The organism is Nocardia sp. NPDC004860 (assembly GCF_040609015.1).
Classification (GTDB): domain Bacteria; phylum Actinomycetota; class Actinomycetes; order Mycobacteriales; family Mycobacteriaceae; genus Nocardia.
On record NZ_JBEXJI010000004.1, the window covers coordinates 88292 to 106834 of the forward strand.

General features: G+C 67.4%; 17 protein-coding genes, 1 tRNA gene and 1 pseudogene. 7 read left to right on the top strand and 12 right to left on the bottom strand.

Annotated features, from left to right (window positions below; translation table 11 throughout):
• Window positions 1–82 precede the first annotated feature (82 nt).
• Window positions 83–1216 carry a phosphotransferase family protein gene (locus ABZV44_RS10705; RefSeq protein ID WP_354834390.1) on the top strand — a complete coding sequence of 378 codons (1134 nt, stop codon included), beginning with the start codon at window positions 83–85 and terminating at the stop codon, window positions 1214–1216.
• 56 nt (window positions 1217–1272) lie between these two features.
• Window positions 1273–2358, top strand: a complete 1086-nt coding sequence (locus ABZV44_RS10710; RefSeq protein WP_354835300.1) for a TIGR03857 family LLM class F420-dependent oxidoreductase — start codon at window positions 1273–1275, stop codon at window positions 2356–2358.
• A 41-nt stretch (window positions 2359–2399) separates the two neighbouring features.
• On the opposite strand, the gene ABZV44_RS10715 is transcribed toward ABZV44_RS10710, so the two are convergent.
• The 5 genes and pseudogenes from ABZV44_RS10715 to orn form a co-directional block, all read right to left on the bottom strand.
• Entirely contained in the window at window positions 2400–2678 is a 279-nt protein-coding gene (locus tag ABZV44_RS10715; protein WP_354835364.1) for a hypothetical protein, read from the bottom strand.
• Window positions 2679–2715: 37 nt separating this feature from the next.
• Window positions 2716–2961: pseudogene (locus tag ABZV44_RS10720) on the bottom strand (PIN domain-containing protein); the annotation flags it as partial.
• A gap of 3 nt (window positions 2962–2964) precedes the next feature.
• Window positions 2965–3435, bottom strand: coding sequence for an excisionase family DNA-binding protein (locus tag ABZV44_RS10725; RefSeq protein WP_354834393.1), 471 nt, complete (start codon window positions 3433–3435; stop codon window positions 2965–2967).
• A 268-nt stretch (window positions 3436–3703) separates the two neighbouring features.
• Window positions 3704–3779 (bottom strand) — tRNA-His (locus ABZV44_RS10730).
• Between the two features lie 66 nt (window positions 3780–3845).
• Window positions 3846–4469 carry an oligoribonuclease gene (gene orn / locus ABZV44_RS10735; protein WP_354834396.1) on the bottom strand — a complete coding sequence of 208 codons (624 nt, stop codon included), beginning with the start codon at window positions 4467–4469 and terminating at the stop codon, window positions 3846–3848.
• 190 nt (window positions 4470–4659) lie between these two features.
• On the opposite strand from orn, the gene ABZV44_RS10740 reads away from it, so the two are divergent.
• Entirely contained in the window at window positions 4660–6393 is a 1734-nt protein-coding gene (locus tag ABZV44_RS10740) for a helicase HerA-like domain-containing protein (RefSeq protein WP_354834399.1), read from the top strand.
• A gap of 6 nt (window positions 6394–6399) precedes the next feature.
• Here the strand turns inward: ABZV44_RS10740 and lysA are convergent, their stop codons facing one another.
• The 6 genes from lysA to ABZV44_RS10770 all read right to left on the bottom strand — a co-directional run bounded on the left by lysA (window position 6400) and on the right by ABZV44_RS10770 (window position 12564).
• A complete protein-coding gene (gene lysA / locus ABZV44_RS10745) occupies window positions 6400–7746 on the bottom strand; it encodes a diaminopimelate decarboxylase (RefSeq protein ID WP_354834402.1) in 1347 nt (448 codons plus the stop codon).
• A gap of 132 nt (window positions 7747–7878) precedes the next feature.
• The gene (gene cmrA, locus ABZV44_RS10750) at window positions 7879–8673 is read right to left on the bottom strand and encodes a mycolate reductase (RefSeq protein ID WP_354834405.1); all 795 of its coding nucleotides are present in this window, start codon (window positions 8671–8673) and stop codon (window positions 7879–7881) included.
• Window positions 8674–8818: 145 nt separating this feature from the next.
• Complete coding sequence (locus ABZV44_RS10755) at window positions 8819–9241, bottom strand: DUF4189 domain-containing protein (protein WP_354834408.1); 423 nt, start codon at window positions 9239–9241, stop codon at window positions 8819–8821.
• A 43-nt stretch (window positions 9242–9284) separates the two neighbouring features.
• On the bottom strand, window positions 9285–9962 hold the full coding sequence (locus ABZV44_RS10760; RefSeq protein WP_354834411.1) for a VOC family protein: 678 nt from the start codon (window positions 9960–9962) through the stop codon (window positions 9285–9287).
• A complete protein-coding gene (locus tag ABZV44_RS10765) occupies window positions 9962–11989 on the bottom strand; it encodes an NADPH-dependent 2,4-dienoyl-CoA reductase (protein WP_354834414.1) in 2028 nt (675 codons plus the stop codon). The genes ABZV44_RS10760 and ABZV44_RS10765 overlap by 1 nt, the downstream gene beginning before the upstream one ends.
• A complete protein-coding gene (locus ABZV44_RS10770; protein WP_354834417.1) occupies window positions 11986–12564 on the bottom strand; it encodes a PadR family transcriptional regulator in 579 nt (192 codons plus the stop codon). Before ABZV44_RS10770 ends, ABZV44_RS10765 begins: the two co-directional genes overlap by 4 nt.
• A gap of 166 nt (window positions 12565–12730) precedes the next feature.
• Between ABZV44_RS10770 and ABZV44_RS10775 the strand changes: the two genes are divergently transcribed.
• The gene (locus tag ABZV44_RS10775) at window positions 12731–13696 is read left to right on the top strand and encodes a hypothetical protein (protein WP_354834420.1); all 966 of its coding nucleotides are present in this window, start codon (window positions 12731–12733) and stop codon (window positions 13694–13696) included.
• A 430-nt stretch (window positions 13697–14126) separates the two neighbouring features.
• A complete protein-coding gene (locus tag ABZV44_RS10780; RefSeq protein WP_040813159.1) occupies window positions 14127–14330 on the top strand; it encodes a cold-shock protein in 204 nt (67 codons plus the stop codon).
• Window positions 14331–14434: 104 nt separating this feature from the next.
• Here ABZV44_RS10780 and ABZV44_RS10785 read toward each other — a convergent pair whose 3' ends face one another.
• The gene (locus tag ABZV44_RS10785; RefSeq protein ID WP_354834423.1) at window positions 14435–15859 is read right to left on the bottom strand and encodes an MFS transporter; all 1425 of its coding nucleotides are present in this window, start codon (window positions 15857–15859) and stop codon (window positions 14435–14437) included.
• Between the two features lie 102 nt (window positions 15860–15961).
• Here ABZV44_RS10785 and ABZV44_RS10790 point away from each other — a divergent pair, with 102 nt between their 5' ends.
• A complete protein-coding gene (locus tag ABZV44_RS10790; RefSeq protein WP_354834426.1) occupies window positions 15962–16927 on the top strand; it encodes a helix-turn-helix transcriptional regulator in 966 nt (321 codons plus the stop codon).
• A gap of 242 nt (window positions 16928–17169) precedes the next feature.
• Window positions 17170–18504, top strand: a complete 1335-nt coding sequence (locus ABZV44_RS10795; protein ID WP_354834428.1) for an MFS transporter — start codon at window positions 17170–17172, stop codon at window positions 18502–18504.
• Window positions 18505–18543 lie beyond the last annotated feature (39 nt).

The following is an 18543-nucleotide window of genomic DNA, read 5'->3' on the forward strand; positions in this document are numbered from 1 at the left end:
TTCTTTGAGAACCCTCGTTGACAATTGCGGGTGGGGAGTCCACTGTTACCCCCAGCTTTCGCAATCCAGTCAGGAGTGATCCATGTCTCCGTCTCCCGATGACCAGGGCATGCGCCTGCAACGCAGCAGCCGCGACACCGCCGCCCTGATCCCGCGCCTGACCCAATGGCTGGCCACACAGTTGCCCGAGCAAGCCGACCCGGTGCTCACATTGGGATCCGGCATCGACAGCAACGGCATGTCGGCGGAAACCCTGACCCTGACGCTGACCTGGCGTGAGGGTGGAGACACGCAGGTCGCCGATCTGATCGCCCGGGTGGTGCCGGCCCCCGGCGATTTCCCCGTCTACGAGCACTACAACCTGCGCGACCAGTTCGACGTCATGCGCATCGTGGCCGAAGTGAGCGACGTCCGCGTTCCCCGGGTGCGGTTCCTCGAGCCGACCGGTGACGTGCTGGGTACGCCCTTTCTGCTGATGGACCGCGTCGACGGCCTGGTGCCGCCCGACGTCATGCCCTACACCTTCGGCGACAACTGGCTCTTCGACGCCGGCCCCGAGCAGCAGCGCCGACTTCAGGACTCCACGATCGAGGCGCTCGCCGAACTGCACGCAATCCCGGACGCGTCCACCACTTTCGCGTTTCTCGACCCGCGGCAGCCCGGTTCCAGCCTGCTCGAACGAAACCTCAATCGAGCCCATGCGTGGTACCGGTTCGCGGCTCGCGACATCGGCGCATCGCCGTTGGTGGAGCGAATCCTGAAGTGGCTTACGGCCAATCTTCCGGAGTCATCGTCCGGTGAGACCGTGCTGTCCTGGGGTGATGCGCGGCTCGGCAACTGCATGTACCGCGACTTCGCGCCGGTCGCGGTGCTCGACTGGGAAATGGCGACGATCGGCCCCCGTGAGCTCGACGTGGCCTGGATCGTGTTCGGGCACCGCGTCTTTCATGCCATCGCCAACAACTTCGGCCTGCCCGGCATGCCGGACTTCATGCGTGAGGAAGACGTACGGGCAACCTACGCCGAGCACTCGGGCGTGCAGCTCGCCGATCTCACCTGGTACACGATGTTCGCCGCCCTGAACTACTGCGTCGTCTTCTTGCGCGCGGGCGGCCGGCAGATCCATTTCGGCGAGATGGAACGGCCCGATGACATCGAGCTACTGCTCCACCACAGGTCGCTCGTCGAAGAACTGCTCGCCGAACTCGGCGCCTGATACCTGGCATCACCCTTCATCGTTTCGAAAACCATTGGGGAAGTACAACTCTCGTGATCGAACAACTGAACGAACTGGCCTACTACTGCATCACCAGACATCCCGCCGACGCTCGTGTCCTGCTCCCGGAGGCCCGCGACGCGGAGCGGCTCGGCCTCGGCTCGTGCATGATCGGTGAACGGATGACCGTCAAGGACTCCGCCGTCCTGTCCGGCGGCCTGGCCGGGTGCACGACCGATCTCGGAATCGCCGCGGCGGCAACGAATCACCACACCCGGCACCCGATGGTGACGGCGACGATCGGTTCGACCATGCAGGCCATGACCGAAGGCCGATATGCCATGGCATTCGGCCGCGGCATGGCGGCGAACTGGAAGGCGATCGGCCTGCCCGCCGTCACCGAAGCGCAACTGCGGGATTTCGTCGGAATCCTGCGTCGCCTCTGGGCCGGGGAGACCATCCTCGACCACGACGGGCCCGCCGGTAAGTGGCCAGTCCTGTACCACCAGAACGGCCTCGAGGATTCGCCCCCGATCGGCTTCGTCGCGGTGGGCCCGAAGACCATGGAGCTCGCCGGTGCGATCGGCGACTTCGTCGTGCTGCACACCTTCTTCTCTGACGAGGCCACCGCGAATTCCGTTGCGGCAGTACGCCGTGGCGCTGAACGGGCGGGCAAGGATCCCGACAGCGTCCGCATCTGGTCGTGCCTGGCGACCGCGAGCGACGCGCTCACTCCGGAGGATCAGCTACGTCGCCGCACCGGCCGCCTGGTGACCTACCTGCAGGCGTACGCCGACATCCTGATCAGCGCCAATGGTTGGGATCCGCAGGTCTGGGACCGGATCCGCACCACGCAGCTGTACATGGACGCCGCGGCGGCGGGCCCGATCGACGCCTCCGCCTCCGCCGAGGTCCTGGAGCAGCTCGACGCCCTCATCCCGGACGAATGGCTCGCCTCGGCCGCATACGGTACGCCCGAGCAGTGCGTGAAGAAGATTTCACGCGAATACGACCTCGGCTGCCACTCGGTGATCATGCACGGCGCGAGCCCGCACGAGCTGGCATCGGTGGTGGCCGCCTACCGCGCCAACCGACCCACGCTGCGCCGGGCTGTGGCGGCGAACCCGGGAAAGTTCGCCTGAGGCAGGATCAACGCCGGTGCCGGATGGAGCGAAGCCTTCGTTCAGTCCAGGTGCCGGCGTACTTCGGCGGCGCAGCCCGATACCCCGGATCGGTCGAGGACATCGAGCAGGCCCTGGAGGTGTTTCGGGGGTCGCTTGTGCTCGGCGACTTGCGTTTGGAGCATTCGAAGGACCTGCCCTGGGGCTGGATCCAGCATGTCCAGCAGAAAGTCGTCCGGATGCATCAGTTCGGGGAACCCGTCGCCGATGGGTCTGACCTTGAAGTCCTTGATATTGAAGGTCAGCAGTACGTCGGTATTTCCCCTGTAGTGCGGCCGCAAGAACGTGTCTGTCCTTGGGGTGGTTCTCCATCCGCTCGGTCAGCTCTTCATAGCCCTCGACCATTGCGTCGGGGAAGAACGTCCGCAATGTGTCGATCAAGCGGTCGACCTGTACGGTCCGGTGGGCGTCATCGCCGTGCGCGGCTGCGAGATTGCGTTGCAACTCGGCCAGGACCTCGGCTGACCATAACGGTTGGATGAGATCTGCTTCGGCCAGGCGCAGCACCGTATCGCGCAGATATGCCGGATACAGGACGCAGGTATCGAGAAAGACTCGCTGCACGGCTCAGTGCCGTTTCAGTGGCTCCGGGGGAGTCTCGTCGTACAGTCCTAGATCCTCGGAGATCCTGGTGAGTTCGGACAGTCCTGCCGTGCGCTCGGCACGTCGGTATTCGCGAAACGCCAGGACATCGGTGAGACGTACTCTGCGGTGCCGACCCGGCCGGGTGAACGGAATCGCACCGGAGTCCAGCAGCTTCACGAACGTCGGCCTGCTCATGCCCAGCAATTCGGCCGCCTCCTGTGTGGTCAGCGTGGTGTGCAGTGGTGCGACGGTCACGGCTTTGCCCTCGGACAGGGCGTGGGCTACCAGGCGCAATGCTTCGAGGACCTCTGCCGGTAGCGCCACGACTGCGCCTTCGGGGGAACGCAGGATCGCCGCCTCGATCGCGGGCGACGTGTCCAGGAATCTGCGCAGCTCCGCGATCTGATCCGGATGCTCCGGCAGCAGCGTGCGCTCGTTCAGTGTCTCGGTCATCGTGTCGGCCTCCGGCGGTCGGCCTCCATTATGCCGATCTTTCGAATAATTCGAAAGGAGTTGGCCGGCCAGAGCGAATGGTTCGACTACCCGTGGACGCATCGGCTCGATCTTTGCGAGCTGGAATGCGAAGCGTCCGAACGACTTCGACCGGCCGCGTGTCGGAGCTACGTTGGCAGAACTGCGTCCGGAACCTGGTCAGAAGTTGGAAATACTCGAGTAAAAGAGTTCGGCCCAGGTCAGAAAGGGTTCTCTGACCTGGGCCGATTGGGGTGGCTGACGGGACTCGAACCCGCGACACCCAGGATCACAACCTGGTGCTCTACCAGCTGAACTACAGCCACCATTGCCGGTAACTTCCGGCGCGGTAGAGCTTAACCGGTCCGCGTCGTGAGTACCTAATCGGCTGTTCAGGACGGGTTTGCGGGGGGGTCGGCGGGGGTGGAGAGTTCGGCGGCCACGGCGGCGATCTCGGCGGTGGAGGGGCCGGGGGCGGGGACGAAGGCGGTGCGGCGGTAGTACTCGAGCTCGCGGATGGATTCCTTGATATCGGCGAGGGCGCGGTGGGCGAGGCCCTTCTCGGGCTGGCCGAAGTAGATGCGCGGGTACCAGCGGCGGGCCAGTTCCTTGATGGAGCTGACGTCGATCATGCGGTAGTGCAGGTGGGCGTCGAGGGCCGGCATGTCGCGGGCGATGAAGCCCCGGTCGGTGGCGATGGAGTTGCCGGCCAGCGGGACCGTGCGCGCGGTGGGGACGTACTGCTTGATGTAGTCGAGGATCTGCTGCTCGGCCTCGGCGACGGAGACGGTGGAGCGGCGGACCTCCTCGGTGAGCCCGGAGCGGGCGTGCATCTCGGCCACCACCGGCGGCATGGCGGCCAGCGCGTCGTCGTCGGCATGGATCACGATGTCCACGCCCTCGCCGAGGATATTGAGGTCACTGTCGGTCACGAGTGCGGCCACCTCGATCAGCTTGTCGCTGTCGAGCTGTAGGCCGGTCATCTCGCAGTCCATCCACACCACGTACTTGTCCACCCGCCAAACACTAACGCTTCGCCGTTCGGCGACCCGGAGGCCCGGCCGCGTCGAGCCCGCTCGGCCGCCCGACCGGGCAGTATCGTTCACACCAGTCCCGCATAACGAGCGGTCGGCATGTTGGTTGGGCATTCCCAGGGCAGTAGTTCACAGGGCAGTCGCAGTTGGCAGAGCAGACGGAGGATGCGCGATGACCACCCCGCAGGAGAAGGCAGCGGCGGCACGGAAGGCGGCGGAGGAGGCGGCGCGGATCGCGGCGGAGGCGGCGGCCGCCGCCGAGGCCGCGGAAAAGGAAGCTGCCGATCAGGAGGCGGCGGCCAAGTCCGCTGAGACGGCTCCGGGGGGCAACGGAATACCGAAAACCGCTGCCGCGGAATCTGATCAGGCCGCCGAGGACGAGGCCGCCGCACAGGAGATCGCGGCGGGATACGCCATGGAGGGCCTGGCGCTGGAGCTGGGCACTGTGATCGTCGGCGACACCGTGCATCCCGATGCGCGGGTGCGGATTCCGATGAAGACCATGAACCGCCACGGCCTGGTCGCGGGCGCCACCGGTACCGGAAAGACCAAGACCGTGCAGGGCATCGCCGAGCAGCTCTCGGCGGCGGGCGTGCCGGTGGTGCTGGCCGATATCAAGGGCGACCTATCGGGTCTGGCGCAGCCGGGGCAGGCGAACGACAGGCTGCTGGCCCGCGCCCGGGAGACCGGCGATCCGGACTGGAAGCCGCAGGGCTTCCCGTGTGAGTTCGTCTCCCTCGGCACCGGGGGGATCGGTGTGCCGATTCGCGCCACCATCACCTCGTTCGGCCCGATCCTGCTCAGTAAGGCGCTGGGGCTCAACGAAACCCAGGAATCCACCCTCGGCCTGATCTTCCACTGGTCGGACCAGAACGGCTTGGCGCTGCTGGATCTGAAGGATCTGCGCGCGGTTATCCAATACCTCACCAGCCCGGAGGGTAAGGAAGATCTCAAGGGCATCGGCGGCGTCTCCGCGCAGACCGCGGGTGTGATCCTGCGCGCACTGGTGAATCTGGAGGCCGACGGCGGCGACACCTTCTTCGGCGAACCCGAGCTCGAGCCCGCCGATCTCATGCGCACCGCGGGCGGGCAGGGCGTCATCACCCTGTTCGAGCTGGGCGCGCAGGCCGCGCGGCCGCAGATGTTCTCCACCTTCCTGATGTGGGTGCTGGCCAACCTGTTCCAGACGCTGCCCGAGGTCGGCGATATGGACAAGCCCAAGCTGGTGTTCATCTTCGACGAGGCGCACCTGCTGTTCACCGGCGCCTCCAAGGCGTTCCTGAACCAGGTGGAGCAGACGGTGAAGCTGATCCGCTCCAAGGGCGTCGGCGTCTTCTTCTGCACCCAGCTGCCCACCGACATCCCGAATCCGGTGCTGTCCCAGCTGGGTGCGCGCATCCAGCACGCGCTGCGCGCCTTCACGCCGGAAGATCAAGCGGCACTGTCGAAGACGGTGCGCACCTATCCCAAGACCGCCACCTACGATCTCGAAAAGGCGCTCACCTCACTGGGTACCGGCGAGGCCGTGGTGACGGTGCTGTCGGAGAAGGGAGCGCCGACACCGGTCGCCTGGGCGCGCATGCAGCCGCCGCGCTCGCTCATGGACACCATCGGAGACGACGGAATCCGTTCCCGCGCACAGCAGTCCGCGCTGTACGGTAAGTACGGGACCACCATCGACGCGGAATCGGCCTACGAGATCCTGACCGCGAAGATTCAGGCGACCGCGCAGCGGCAGGCCGACGAGGCGGCGGCCAAGGGCTCGCGCTCAAAGCCTGCCCCGCAGGAGGATTCGATGGCCGAGAAGATCATCAGCAACCCGGCCTTCAAGAACTTCCTGCGATCGGCGGCCACCGTCGCCGGGCGCGAGATCAGCCGCAGCATCTTCGGCACCCGGAAGCGGTAGCCAGGCTCAGCGCCCGATATCGCGGCTGAGCAGATCGTCGATGGTTTCGCGCCGGACCAGTTCCCGGCACCCGCCGTCGCGGACCGCGACGATCGGCGGGCGGCCGACGCCGTTGTAGGACGAGGCCAGGCTGTGGTGGTACGCCCCGGTGCAGGGCATGGCCAGCACCTCGCCTGGCCGCAGGTCGGCCGGCAGCCGGACGTCGCGGGCCAGGATGTCGCCCGCCTCGCAGTAGCGTCCGGCGATGGTGGCGGTCATGTGCGGGCCGGTGGGATGCCGGTTGGCGACCACGGCGTCGTAGCGCGCGCCGTAGAGGGCGACCCGCGGGTTGTCGCTCATACCGCCGTCCACGGTCACGTACGTATGGCCGTGCTCGACGTGTTTGACCGACAGCACGCGGTACAGCGTGACGCCCGCCCGCGCCACGATGGCGCGGCCGGGTTCGAGGGCAATGCGGGGCCGCGGGAAGCCGTGCCGGGCGCAGGCGGCGTCCAGCGAATCCTCGATGATGTCGGCCAGTTCGGCCAGGTTCATCTCGGCGTCGCCGCTGCGGTAGGCCACCGCGTGCCCGCCGCCGAGGTCCAGGTCGGTCAGGGTGAGGCCGAATTCATCGCGGATGCGGGCCATTTCGGCGATCATGCGCCGCACCGCCTCGCCGTAGGGGAAGGTGTTGTAGATCTGCGACCCGATATGGCAGTGCAGCCCGGCCAGGGTCAGATTCGGTTGCCGCACAATGCGATCCACCGCCTCCGTCACCGCCCGCCCGCCGATCGGGAAACCGAACTTCTGATCGGTGACGCCGGTGCGGACCGCCGGATGTCCGTCGATGTCGATATCGGGGGTGACGCGCAGCAGCACCCGCTGCGGCCGCTCGGCCAGCGCCGAGAGCAGCGTGATCTCGGTGAGCGAGTCGATCACGATGCGCCCGACCCGGCAGTTCACGGCCGTCTCCAGTTCGGCGAAGGGTTTCCCGTTGCCGTGCAGCACGATCCGCTCCGGGTCGGCCCAGCTGGACAGGGCCACCGCCAGTTCCCCGGCCGAGCACACGTCCAGCGACAGCCCCTCGTCGGTGATCCATTCGGCGACCGCGCGCGTGAGCAGTGCCTTGCCCGCGTAGATGATCTCGGCGTCGGGGAACCGAGTGCGGTAGGCCTGACAGCGGGTGCGCACCTCGCCCTCGTCGAGCACATACGTCGGCGTGCCGTACTGATCGGCGATGTCGGCCAGCGCCACGCCGCCGACGGTGATGCGCCCGTCGGCGTCGTAGTGGGTTTCGCGTGGCCAGACCGCCGGATCGAGCCGGGGGACCATGCCCCCGTCACGCAGCGACGGGAAGATCTCGAGCAGCGTCAAGACGTCTCCTGGTGAGAGCTCCCCGCTTTCTCTCATGCGGGGCCGACACCAGGACTACGCCCGATTGCGCGGTCCGGAATGTCCGGCAACGTCCCCTTTACGAGCGTCCCGCCGATCTTGACGGTTTGCTGATCAGCTGCCGAGCTTCTTGTAGGCGGCGCCGGCCACCACCGAGGTGATCGAGCGCGGCCCGAACTGCCCGGCCAGGCTCATACCCTTGCTGATCAGGCCCGGGACCACGCGCATCTTGTTGCGGGCGAGCGCGTCGATGGTGATCTTGGCGGTGTGGGCGGCGGTGACCCAGATGAACTCCGGGATCTTGTTGCCCATCTCCTCCTGGTCCGGGTTGTCGGTGCGGACCGGGCCGGGAGCCAGCAGGGTGACATTGATGCCGGTGCCCTTGAGCTCACCGCGCAGCGACTCGGAGAAGGTGTTCACGAACGCCTTGCTCGCGGAGTAGGTGGTGTTGTTCGGAATCGGCATATTGCCCGCCGCCGACCCGGTGACGAGGATGCCGCCCGCCCGGCGCTCCAGCATGCCCGGCAGCACGGCCAGCGTGAGATCGTGCACGGCAACGGCATTCAGTTCCATGATGTCGCGCTCGTAGTCCAGGTCCAGCTTGGCCAGCGGGCCGAAGGTGGAGACACCGGCGTTGTTGCAGAGGATGGCGATGTCCCGCGCGGCCAGCTCCTTGGCCAGCGGCGCGCGCTGATCGCGGTCGGACAGGTCCACCGCGCGCACCTCGGCGGTGATGCCGTACCGCTCGGTCAGCCGCTGTGCCAGCTCGGCCAGCAGGTCGCCGCGGCGGGCGACGAGGATCAGCGAGTAGCCCCGCGAGGCAAGCTCTTCGGCGAGGGCGGTGCCGATCCCGGAGGAGGCTCCGGTGACGACGGCACGATTGTCGGCGGTGGGTACAGGCAGGCTCACGGGACCCGAGCCTACCGATGTTCGCGCGGATGGGGCGCTCGGCGTGCGGGTGGAGTGGACGAAAGGGAAACCACCCCACCCGCACGCCCGCGTTCCCGCCGTTCAGCGCGTGTCCGGCGGGCGGATCAGGAGGTGCCGGCCGAGATCAGGCGGTGCACTTCGAGATGAGGACGCTGGCCTGGGAGGGATCCGCGCTGCCCAGGCTCACCATCAGGGGGTTCGGGTCCGGGCCGCTGGCCGCGAGGGCATTGCGCTCGGCGGCGGCCAGGTTGTTGCCCAGGCCGGTGTACAGGCGGCCGTCGCGGTCCACGAGGGCGGCGCAGCCGTTGCTCCAGCGCAGCGCCACCGCACAGTTGGAGAAGCCGCACTCGTCCATGGCGTCGGCATCGGCGCGGCCCTGGTCGGGCGCGTTGTAGGCGTACCCGATGGACCACTGGTCGCCCCGGTCGGCGACGGCGAAGGAGCCGTAGTAGTCGTAGTCGGCGTGCGCGGTTCCCATGCCGGCGCTCATCAGCGCGGCGGCGGCGGAGGCCACCGCACCGGCGGCGGCCTTACGAGACAGATGCATAGAGAATTTCTCCCCCAGGATCGTTGAAGCAAGTGCTCCGCGATCATGGCAGGGTGGTATGACATTCCCGACCATCTGAATCGGTTGGTGTATCGGTCATCTCGGATTGCGGCCGGAAATGTCGTGACCGGTCAATAGGGGGCTTGGGCTCCATGAAGGCGATGCCCCAGTTCAGGTGACCGTGCCACACGCTGGCTATGCGGCCGCCCTGGACGGCGGGTTTGGGGTCGCCGATGGGGCCGCCCGCGGCGCGGACGGCGGCGACGGTGGCGTCCAGGTCGGGGGACAGGAAGGCGACACCGGTCAGAGCGGGCGCGCGGCCGGACGACACGGCCTCGATGAACGGTTCGCCGACCCGGTAGAAGGCCATTTCGGGCCCTTCCGGGCCGCGCGGGAAGAAGCGCCGGCGCGGCGGAACGCCCAGGACGGCGGTCAGATCGGCGACCGCGTCGTCCAGATCGGACACCCAGTAGACGACGTGATCGACGGTGGTCACGCCGTTCGGATGCGCCGGTATGGAATCAGCTTCGGGCGTCGTCGATTCCAAGTACGGGATGCCGAGTGATTCGGGGGCGGCATGGGTTTCGTCGAATCCCCAGGCGGGCTCGCCCAGGGTGCAGGCGACGCGGCCGATCTGCACTCGGCCGCCGCTGACGGTGAAACCCAGTGCCGCCCAGGACTGCTCGTCTCCGGGCAGTCCCAGGCGGGTGAGGTTCGGCATTACAGGGCCGCCGCCAGCCGGGTGCCCTGGTTGATGGCACGCTTGGCGTCGAGTTCGGCGGCCAGGTCGGCGCCGCCGATGAGGTGCACCTTCACGCCCGCGTTCTGCAGCGGATCGTGCAGGTCGCGCACGGATTCCTGGCCCGCGCACAGGATCACGTTGTCGCACTCGATGATCTGCGGGCGCTGGCGCTTCTCGCCGAAGCTGATGTGCAGGCCGCGGTCGTCGATGCGCTCGTAGTTGACGCCGCCGATCTGCTCGACGCCCTTGGCCTTGACCGCCGCCCGGTGCACCCAGCCGGTGGTCTTGCCCAGTCCCTTGCCGAAGGAGGACGACTTGCGCTGCAGCAGTACGACTTCCCGGGCGGCCGGAGAGGGCCTGGGGGTGGTGACGAAGCCGGGGACGGTGGGATCGTCGGAGACGCCCCACTCTTCCTTCCACTCGTCGAGCTTGAGGCTGGGATGTCCTTCGACGGTGAGGAATTCGCTCACGTCGAAGCCGATGCCGCCGGCGCCGATGACCGCCACCTTCTTGCCCACCGGTTTGCCGTCGCGCACCAGCTCGGCGTAGGTGAGCACCTTCGGGTGGTCGATGCCCGGGATATTGGGGATGCGCGGCTTCACGCCGGTGGCCAGGATGACCTCGTCGTAACCGCCCGCGATGAGCTGCTCGGCGGTGGCCCGGGTCTCGAGATGCACACGCACACCGGTGATTTCGAGCTGCCTGGTGTAGTAGCGCAGGGTCTCGTTGAACTCTTCCTTGCCCGGGATCCGGCGGGCGATGTCGAACTGCCCGCCGATCTTGTCGTCGGACTCGAACAGGTCCACGTGATGCCCGCGCTGGGCCAGGCTGACCGCGGCCGAGAGTCCGGCCGGGCCCGCGCCCACGACGGCGAACTTCCGGGTCCGTCGGGTGGGCAGCAGCTTCAGCTCGGTCTCGTGCCCGGCGCGCGGATTCAGCAGGCACGAAACTGTTTTGGCCTGGAAGGCGTGGTCCAGGCAGGCCTGATTGCAGGCGATGCAGGTATTGATCTCGTCCCCCCGCGCGTCCTGGGCCTTGCGTGCCCAATCCGGGTCGGCGAGCAGCGGGCGGGCCAGCGACACCAGGTCGGAGTCGCCGCGGATGAGGATCTCCTCGGCGGTCTCCGGCATATTGATGCGGTTGGACGCGCACACCGGAATGCTCACCAGGTCCTTGACCTTCGCGGTCCACTCCACGAACGCCGCACGCGGCACCGAGGTGACGATGGTGGGCACCCGGGCCTCGTGCCAGCCGATGTCGGTATTGATGATGGTAGCGCCGGCGGCCTCCACATCCCGTGCGACGGCGGCGATTTCGTCCCAGGTCTGGCCCTTCTCCACGAAGTCGGCCATGGACAGCCGGAAGACGATGATGAAGTCCGGTCCGACCGCCTCGCGCACCCGGCGCACGATCTCGCCCGCGATGCGGCGGCGGTTCGCCGGCGAGCCGCCCCACTTGTCCTTGCGCTTGTTGGTGCGCTCGGCCAGGAACTGGTTGATGAAATAGCCTTCACCACCCATGATTTCGACGCCGTCGTACCCGGCGAACTTGGCCAGGTAGGCGCAGCGCGCGTAGTCGTCGATGGTCTCCTCGACGCCCTTGGACGAGAGCGCGCGGGGCTTGAACGGGTTGATGGGGGCCTTGATGGCGGAGGCGGACACGCTGGTCGGCATGTAGGAGTAGCGGCCCGCGTGCAGGATCTGCAGCGCGATCTTGCCGCCCTCGGCGTGCACCGCCTTGGTGATGGCGCGGTGCCGGTAGGCCTCGGTCTTGTTGGTCAGCTTGGCGCCGAACGGCAGCAGCCAGCCGGTGCGGTTGGGGGCGTAGCCGCCCGTGATGATCAGTCCGACACCGCCTTTGGCCCGCTCGGCGAAGTAGGCGGCCAGCCGATTGATGTGCCACGCCCGATCCTCGAGGCCGGTGTGCATGGAACCCATGACCACGCGATTGCGCAGCGTGGTGAATCCCAGGTCCAGGGGTTCGAACAGGTGCGGGTACGCGCTCATCGCTGAGAGCCTTTCGGTTCGGACGCCTGCGACCGGGCTGAGTCGCGCTTCAGGGCGTCGAGTACTTCCTCGCACCAGTCGACGATTCCCTCCTCGACGCGGATGCCGCCGCGCAGGACGAGGTACTGGTGCAGCTTGGGGCCGGTGAGCCGATCCGGCGCGGGGTAGTCCTTCTTCTCGAAGGTGCGGTACAGGTCGAGCCGGTGCGCGTGCTGGTCGCGGTGGCGCTGCACCTCGGCGGTGAGCGCGCCGACATCGCCGAGGGAGGCGGCTCGCAGCTTCACGCCGAGTTCGTTGCGCATGGGTTCCAGATCGGCGGGTTCGGCGATCCAGCGGATCAGTTCGGCCCGGCCGGCGTCGGAGACGGTGTAGACCTTCTTGTCCGGGCGGCCCGCCTGGGGCACGGTCTCCGCGATGACCCAGCCCTGCTCGTCCATGCGCTTGAGCACGCGATAGATCTGCTGGTGGGTAGCGTTCCAGAAGAATCCGATGGATTTGTCGAAACGGCGCGCGAGGTCGTATCCCGAGCTGGCACGTTCGGTCAGCGATACCAGCAGCGCGTGTTCGAGGGCCATGCCGCCAGGGTAACTGAGACGAGACGTACTATGCAATTCAGTGCATAAAAGGTCGGCGTGGTGCGGGCTCGTCGGTGTGTCGGTTAACGCGGCCGGTCGCGAACCTGATTTCAGAGCGAATCACCCGCCCGGGGTGCTGGGCGGGGATGGACTCAGGGGAGGAAATATGCGTTCGGCATTCACATCGGTGGGGGCCGCGGTGCTCATCGCGACATCCGCGGTTCTGATGACGGCCTGCAATGACAAGAACACCACCGCGGCGACGCCGGCGTCGGTGAGCGCCGCGGCACCGGGCGCCGGGCAGCCGGGTGACACTGCCACTCCGGGTGGCACCGTCAAGCCCGGTGGCACGAACTCACAGGCGACCGTGCGCACTATCGGCAAGACCGGCTGGTACGAGGGCTTCGAGATCACCGTCGACAAGGCCACCGTCACGCCGGACGAATTCGGCGGCGCGAAGGTGCGGGTGGACATCACCTACAAGAACACCACCACGAAGGACCAGACGCTCAGCATCGTCCCCGGCGTGCAGATCGACGGCGCACTCGATCCCGGGGCCGGATTCGACAATCCGGACGTGCCCGGAAAGGGCTCGGCCGCAGGCGATGTCACCACCTCGGTGAAGAAGCTGGACAATGCCGAGCACCTGCTCGACACCATCACGATCGTCTACGGCACCTCCGCGGACAACCAGACCCTGATCCCGCTGAAGACCGACGCGAAGGCCGACAGCGTCGCTCCCAAGACGCTGAACGTCTCGGGCAAGCTGGCGCAGGACCAGACCGCCGTCGAAATCACCGGCGGCACATTGACACCCAGCTACACCAAGGGCGAGCGCAACAAGATGGATCTCGCCCTGCACATCACGCTGGTCGGCGGCTCCGGCATCGCGGCGGGCGGGCTGAACGTCTTCTACGAGTACTTCAGCATCAAGACGCCGGACGGCCAGAACGTGGTGGCCGATATCCGCGGCCCCATCGACGAATTGCTCAACCGCAACCAAACCATCGACAAGGCGGACAATGTCGTCGTGTTCGTGGTCCCTGCGCCGGCGACCGGCTCCTATGCGATCAGCTACGACGCGACCAAGGGGGCGAGCACCGCACCGACCTTCTCTTTCACGATCAGCTGAAAAGCCCTGCGCGCCCGGGTCTTTCAGGGCCTTCATCACAACGCACCTTCGCTACCTGCATCGATCGGACATGCCCGGAGACACCACCCGCGTCTCGACCGTGACGTCGAAGCAGTGTGTCGGCCGTCATAGGGCTCGCACTGTCGCACCGGGGTCGGTGTGGCGATGGCCAATTCTGGTGGTCATGGTTCCGTCGATCACTTTGGAACTGTGGCATTTCATATATGTCGGGATGCTGATTCGGAGCAGACCGCAGGTCGAGTGCACTGTCATGTTGCTTCCCGTGCCGGGTGCGGAGGCCGACGCAGAGGACATGCGGGACGCCGCTGATCGGGGCGTTGCCGACCGGCTTGCGGGAGTGTGACATGCTGGTAGCGAGCACGGGTTGTTGATGTGATCGCTCGGCTCGCAACAGGGAGATTTAAAAAGAATGTCGCAAGGCAGTGTGAAGTGGTTTAACGGCGAAAAGGGCTTCGGGTTCATTGCGCAGGACGGCGGCGGCCCCGACGTTTTCGTCCACTACTCCGAGATTGCCGGCTCCGGTTTCAAGTCCCTCGACGAGGGCCAGCGGGTCGAGTTCGAGATCGGCCAGGGCCAGAAGGGCCCGCAGGCGCAGAACGTCCGCGCCATCTAGGAGCCGACACAACACCTAACCCGCGCCGATCGGCGCGGGTTTCGTGCTTTTCACACCCCTTCACTCAGCGCCGCGAACTCCTTGGCGTAGTCCATCCACAGTTCTCAGCGGGCGGCCTTGACGGCGAAGGCTCCGGCGATGAGGACGGTGATCCCTTCGGCGATGGCGGCGGCGCCGACAGCGTGCGCGGCCGAGAGCGCGGAAGTGCCTGCGAGGGTGAGGAATACGGTGCCGAAGCCGGCTACGCCGATGACGACGCCCAGTTGCACGCAGGTGACCAGGATGCCGCTGGCGTCGGCGGCGAGGGCCAGGGGGATCTTGCTGGTGGCGCGGGCCATGAGGGGGCTGAAGGCGAGGCCGTAGCCGATGCCCATCACGCCGAAGACGGTCAGTTCGAGCGGGCCGATGTCGCGGCCGCCGCGCATCTGCAGGCCCATGACGATGGTGGTCAGGGCGGCGATCAGCAGGCCGGTGGGGATCATCGCGCGGTGGAAGCGGGCGGGGATGCGCGTCCAATTCAGGCTCACCAGGCCGAAAGTCACGCCATTGGGGAGGAACAGGAGTCCGGCGTGCAGAGCGCTGTAGCCGAGGGTGGACTGGAGATGGATGGTGAGGACGAAGACCCAGCCGCCGAAGGTGCACATGACCAGGAACAGGGTGGCCGCGGTGAGCACCAGGCCGGGGGCCCGTAGCACGCGGTCGGCGAAGAGCGGTTCCCCGCCGCGGCGGTGCACCCAGCGCTCGACCAGGGCGAAGGCGGCGAAGCCGAAAGCTGACGCGCCCAGGGTGATTCGGGTCCACAGCGGCCAATCCTGTTCGTGCCCGAGCACCAGCGGCACGACCAGCGCCAGTACCGAGGCGGTCAGAACGGCCAGACCGGCCAGGTCGAGTTTGCGGTCCACGCCGGTCGTGACCGCCGGCAGGATGCGCGGGGCGGCGGCGAGCAGTGCCAGCCCGATCGGCACGTTCACCAGAAACACGCCACGCCAGCCGGTTCCGGCGAAATCGCTGCTCACGATGATGCCGCCGAGGATCTGGCCGACGACCATGCCGCCGGAGATGACGGTCGCGTAGGCCGACATCGCGCGGGCGCGGGCAGGTCCGGTGAAAACCCGCTGCAGGATGGTCATCACCTGCGGCACCATGGCCGCCGATCCGACTCCCTGCAGGAACCGGAAGACGATGAGCGAGCCGGAGTTCCAGGCCAGCCCGCAGGTCAGCGAGGCGAGGGTGAACAGCGCCAGGCCGGTGACGAAGACGGTGCGCTGCCCGAACCGGTCACCCAGCCGCGCGCCGGTGACCAGCAGCACCGCGTACGCGATCACATATCCGGAGACGATGAGCTGCAGCCCGGAACCGGTGGCGTGCAGGGAGGTTCGGATCGAGGGAATGGCGACGTTCACGATCGAGGCGTCCAGCACCGCCATGAACTGGCCGAGCAGGATGACGGTCAGGACCGCGAGGGGACGTCGGACGGCTACCGGGGCGGGAGCCGCCGCGGGTGGAGACTGGGCCAGGCTCTGTGTCATGGGAATCAGCGTGCGCGGCGGCCGAATCGGCGGACAGGAGTCTGTTTATACGGGTACTGGCACCACCTGGATACCCCTAGCGATTACCGCCACCATGGAGGCATGGTGTCAGGAGCGGGATGCGGCGATCTCATCGAGTCGAGCGTCACTGAAGCGTCCGTGCGCAACGGTGATTCGCGGTCGGTGCGCAAGGTGCGCCGGGTGGAGCTGTCGACGTTCCTCAAGTCGCGGCGGGCCCGGATCCGGCCGGAGGACGTCGGCCTGCCCGCGGGCGCGCGCCGGCGCACCCCGGGGCTGCGGCGCGAGGAGGTGGCGCAGCTGGCCGGGGTGGGGATCACCTGGTACACCTGGCTCGAGCAGGGGCGCGACATCAATTGCAGTGTCCAGGTGCTGGATGCGATCGCCCGGGCGCTGTGCCTGGACGGCGCCGAGCACGCGCATCTGTACCGGCTCGCCGACGTCCCGACCGCGCCGGCGCCGATCACCGAGGAGCTGGTGCCCGAGGAGGTGCAGATCATCCTCGACCACATGCATCCGCTGCCCGCCGCCCTGTTCAGCGCCAAATACGATGTGCTGGCCTGCAATACCGCCTACGCGACGATGTATCCGACGTTCATGAGCGGCTCCCGGAACGTGCTGCGCAAGGTCTTCCTGGCCGACGAGTGCTGCACGCCCTACCCGCCCCACTCGGAGCCGGACCACCTGGCCCGCATGGTCGGCTACCTGCGCGCCGCGTACGCGCGCAACCTCGGTGACCCCGAATGGGTGGCATTCATCGACGACATGGTCTCGGCGAGCCCGCATTTCGCGGAACTCTGGGCACGCAACGACGTCGCCCTCCCGCTGGGTCGCACCCGCATCATCCGCAATCTCGCCATCGGCGAACTCGAGATGTACATGACCAGCATGTCGCTACCGTCCATCGCAGGCGCGTGGATGCAGGTCTGGACGCCATCCGGCGCCGCGGCCTGGGACAAACTCCACGCCTTGCTGGCCATGACCCCCGAAGACCGCCGCCTCCCCTGGGCCGACCACGTCGAGCGAGTCCACAACCGCGTTCTGATCTGACCGAGCCGCATTCTCGGCCGACAGGGCTGCCCGACCCCAATCGGCCGGCACGCACCGGCTGGAAGCCCTTCGGGCCGGGGCGAACCCGGGCCTGGCCGCCGGTGCGCACTGATTCCGGCCGCAAGGTCCGGTCCTCCTGGAGCGTGGTCGATGCTGCTCGCGGCCCGAGGTCGCTGCGGGCGGCCGGACCACGCGCGTGAATGTTGCGCCGAATTCCGGTTCGGTCGCTTAGTCTGCGCTGCATGACCGAGCGCGCGGGCGATATCACCGTCGGGCAGGCAACCGGGCGGGCGACGGTGCTCGCGTGGGGGTTCTGGGACTGGGCGGGTGCGGCGTTCAACGCGGTGATCCTGACCTTCGTGTTCTCGGTGTATCTGACCGACAAGGTCGGCGAGGATCTGCCGGGTGGGATCTCGCCCAGTGCCTGGCTCGGGTGGGCGCTGGGAGCGGCGGGGCTGGTGGTGGCGGTGACCGCGCCGGTGGCCGGGCAGTGGTTCGACGCCACCGCCAGACGCAAGCTGGCGCTCGGGCTGCTGACCTCGCTGACGGTCCTGGTGATGGCGGCCATGTTCTTCGTGCACGCCGACTACCACTACCTGTGGCTGGGATTGGCCCTGCTGGGCGTGGGTTCGGCGACGTTCGAGCTCTCGCATGTGCCGTACTTCGCCATGCTGCGGCAGGTGTCCACGCCGGCCAATGTCGGGCGAGTGTCCGGGTTCGGCTGGGCCATGGGCTATTTCGGCGGGATCATCCTGCTGCTGATCAGCTATGCCGGCTTCATCGTGGGCAAGGGCGACTATCGCGGACTGCTCGGCGTGCCGACCGAGGACGGGCTGAACATCCGCCTGGTCGCGGTGCTGGCGGCGGTCTGGTTCGCCGGATTCGCGGTGCCGCTGTTCCTGTTCGTTCCCGAGGTGCCGCGGACCACGGCCGATCCCGGTGCGGCGGTGCGGGGCCGATCGTTCCTGCGCTCGTACGGGGTGCTGTTCCGCGACATCCGGGAACTGTGGCGCGTCGATCGGCGCACCGTGGCGTTCCTGCTGGCCAGCGCGGTATTCCGGGACGGCTTGGCCGGGGTGTTCACCTTCGGCGCGATCCTGGCGGTGCGGGTGTACGGCATCGCGGACTCGGATGTGCTGCTGTTCGGCATTGCCGCGAATGTGGTTGCGGCCCTGGGCGCGCTGGTCGGCGGCCGGTTCGACGACCGCACCGGCCCGAAGGCGGTGATCGTCGCCTCGCTGGCGGGCATGATCGTGTGCGGAGCGTTCCTGCTGGTGTTGTCCGGTCCGCTCATGTTCTGGATCTTCGGGCTGGCGCTGACCGTATTCGTCGGCCCCGCACAGGCTTCCGCGCGCTCGTTCCTGGCCCGGGTGTCCCCGCCCGGCCGCGAGGGTCAGATGTTCGGGCTCTACGCCACCACGGGTCGCGCCGTATCCTTCCTGGCACCAACCCTTTTCGGCTTCTTCGTCTGGGCGTTCGACGCCGAGCGGGCGGGAATCGTTGGCCTGCTACTCGTCCTGATCGTCGGCCTGATGCTCTTGCTGCCGGTGCGCGGAGATGATGTGCGCGGCCGCTGATTTCAGGTGCGACCCGTCGCTGTGCGGGCCGCCACGCGC